The 2,211-nt window shown below is 56.5% G+C and carries 3 protein-coding genes, 2 tRNA genes and 1 other RNA gene; 5 read left to right on the forward strand and 1 reads right to left on the reverse strand.

The window, feature by feature from the left end:
- On the forward strand, positions 1-116 hold a 116-nt coding region (locus KGL31_00565; GenBank protein MDE2320407.1), incomplete at its 5' end, for an IS110 family transposase.
- Between the two features lie 140 nt (positions 117-256).
- On the opposite strand, the gene KGL31_00570 is transcribed toward KGL31_00565, so the two are convergent.
- Positions 257-529 carry an HU family DNA-binding protein gene (locus KGL31_00570; GenBank protein ID MDE2320408.1) on the reverse strand — a complete coding sequence of 91 codons (273 nt, stop codon included), beginning with the start codon at positions 527-529 and terminating at the stop codon, positions 257-259.
- 295 nt (positions 530-824) lie between these two features.
- Here KGL31_00570 and smpB point away from each other — a divergent pair, with 295 nt between their 5' ends.
- The 4 genes from smpB (at position 825) to KGL31_00590 (ending at position 2,135) form a co-directional block, all read left to right on the forward strand.
- A complete protein-coding gene (gene smpB / locus KGL31_00575) occupies positions 825-1,298 on the forward strand; it encodes an SsrA-binding protein SmpB (GenBank protein ID MDE2320409.1) in 474 nt (157 codons plus the stop codon).
- Positions 1,299-1,383: 85 nt separating this feature from the next.
- Positions 1,384-1,733: a transfer-messenger RNA gene (gene ssrA / locus KGL31_00580) on the forward strand.
- A gap of 229 nt (positions 1,734-1,962) precedes the next feature.
- Positions 1,963-2,037, forward strand: a tRNA-Val gene (locus KGL31_00585).
- Between the two features lie 24 nt (positions 2,038-2,061).
- A tRNA-Asp gene (locus KGL31_00590) sits at positions 2,062-2,135 on the forward strand.
- Positions 2,136-2,211 lie beyond the last annotated feature (76 nt).

The raw sequence follows: 2,211 nt of genomic DNA on the forward strand, positions 1-2,211 counted from the left end.
CCGGGAAAGCGAAGAAGGTCGCCTTGACCGCCTGTATGCGGAAGCTGCTGACCATTCTGAATGCGATGCTCAAACATCAGACCCCGTGGACCATAAATATTGCGCGTAGCTCTTGACAACCAAGACAGTTGCTATCTACCTAAGCAGTTCCGAAACGGCCATAAGTACAAAGAGGAGAGACTGTGCCTCTCCTCTTTGTCTCGTACCGTAACAACTGACGGAATAATCGATGGCTCAGGCCGTCAGCAAACCTTGCTTACCTGACGGCGTCTTTCAAGGCTTTTCCCGCCCTGAACCGCGGGGTCTTCGCCGCCTTAATCTTGATGATATCACCCGTTTGAGGATTGCGCCCGTTCCGGGCCGCTCGCTTGGCTACCGAGAACGTCCCAAAGCCCACCAGAGTAACCTTCTTCCCTTTCTTGAGAGAGTCCCGTACCCCCGCTGTGACACTGGCCAGCGCCGTTTCTGCCGCCTTTTTCGTGATGCAAGCATCCTTGGCAATCTTGTCCACGAGTTCCGCTTTGGTCATGCCCCCTCCTTTGCTAAAAGAATCCACTAATAATAAGTAGATCACTATCCGCCGCCGACCCGTCTTGAAAGCTCTTACCAAACTCTCCTATGATCTGTCAAGGGAAAAAAGACCTCAGCAACTTAACGTAGTACAGAACAGTCCAGGCGCATGGTCTCCAAACGACCCTGCCTTGCCTCAGGCTCTCGCAAGAGCGTGAAGGCGCTCGTTCTTCACAGATCAAGTATGACATTTAAATTCCGAGACCAGGAATTCTGCTTGTCGCATACCGTTGGGCTACGCTATAGTCGGTCCAATGGCACGGGTGCAGGAACGAAGAATCCTCTGCTCCAATCGGCGGGCGAGGTATGAGTACCAGATCGAAGAGGTCATCGAGGCTGGGATAGCTCTCACCGGGACCGAGGTGAAGTCACTGCGGGAGGGTAAGGCCGATCTGAAAGACTGTTATGCCGCGATTGAGGGACAGGAGGCATATCTGTGCAACTGTCACATCAGCCCATACGCCGCTGGAAACCGGTTTAACCCGGACCCGAATCGGAAACGGAAATTGCTGCTTCATCAAGAGGAGATCGCCAGACTGATGGGGAAGGTCCAGACAAAGGGCCTCACCTTGATCCCTCTGAGTTTCTATGTGACTCGACGAAAGATCAAGCTCGAACTGGCGCTGGCTCGAGGGAAAACGCTGTACGACAAGCGGGAAACCTTGAGGCGGCGTGCGATGACGAAAGAGATGGCCCAAGTCGCTCGCGGCCGTGCGGACCGGGGGTAGCTGTTGACTTTTTCAGCCAGGCGACATACAATAAAAACAGTTTTCTACCTCCAAGCCCGATCAGACGTGGCATTGGCTTTACTGTGGGGGCGCTCCGGTTTCGACGGGGACAAGGGAGTGAGGGCTGCGTGCCGAGGACCCATCGCCTCGTAAAAAGGTGGGAATACAAGCAACTGCCAACCACGAATTGGCACTGGCTGCCTGAGGGTAGCCACGTCCACCCTGCCTCGCTCGTCGGGCGGGATCTGGGCGCCGACTAGACGGGCTGGCTTGCCTCTCATGCTCTGGGGGGGCGAGTAAGATCACATGAGCTAGCCACTCCGGGACCCCGCCTGTGGGGGCCAAGAGGGGCGAATATCCATACGCAGGATACGCACGTAGATGCTCTTTCCGACGTGTTCTCGGACGCGGGTTCGACTCCCGCCGCCTCCACCAACGCCATACATTCGAACCGCCCTCCGGGCTTTTCAGCTCGAAGGGCGGTTCCATGTTCATCAGGATGTTGATGGCGCTCCGCTTCGACATCCTCTCGATCCACTCATGAGCGAGAGCCAGGGAAACCTTAATCCGCTTTGGGCAGCGTTTCGGCTTGACACGTGGTCTCTATAGGCTATACTGAGTGCCGGTTGCTTCCGCGAATTATGAGGCGGGTCGTGCCGTAGCGGGGCGAATAGCTCAGCGGGAGAGCACCTGCCTTACAAGCAGGGGGTCGGAGGTTCGACACCTCCTTCGCCCACCAGCAATCATTGATCTCAGTCCTTTCGGGGTCGTAGTTCAGTCGGTTAGAACGCCGGCCTGTCACGCCGGAGGTCGCGGGTTCGAGTCCCGTCGCTCCCGCCTTAGATCAAGCCGTTTGGCGGCTCACTCATCAGCTTCGAGTGCGTGAACCACAAGCGCTTCGCAAGTGGTCGCC

The sequence above is a fragment of the Candidatus Methylomirabilota bacterium genome (assembly GCA_028870115.1).
Classification (GTDB): domain Bacteria; phylum Methylomirabilota; class Methylomirabilia; order Methylomirabilales; family Methylomirabilaceae; genus Methylomirabilis.

Bases quoted from the DNA above. Each gene is read 5' to 3' on its own strand.
- smpB (MDE2320409.1), top strand. From the start codon at position 825: ATGGCACGGGTGCAGGAACGAAGAATCCTCTGCTCCAATCGGCGGGCG.
- KGL31_00570 (MDE2320408.1), bottom strand. From the start codon at position 529: ATGACCAAAGCGGAACTCGTGGACAAGATTGCCAAGGATGCTTGCATC.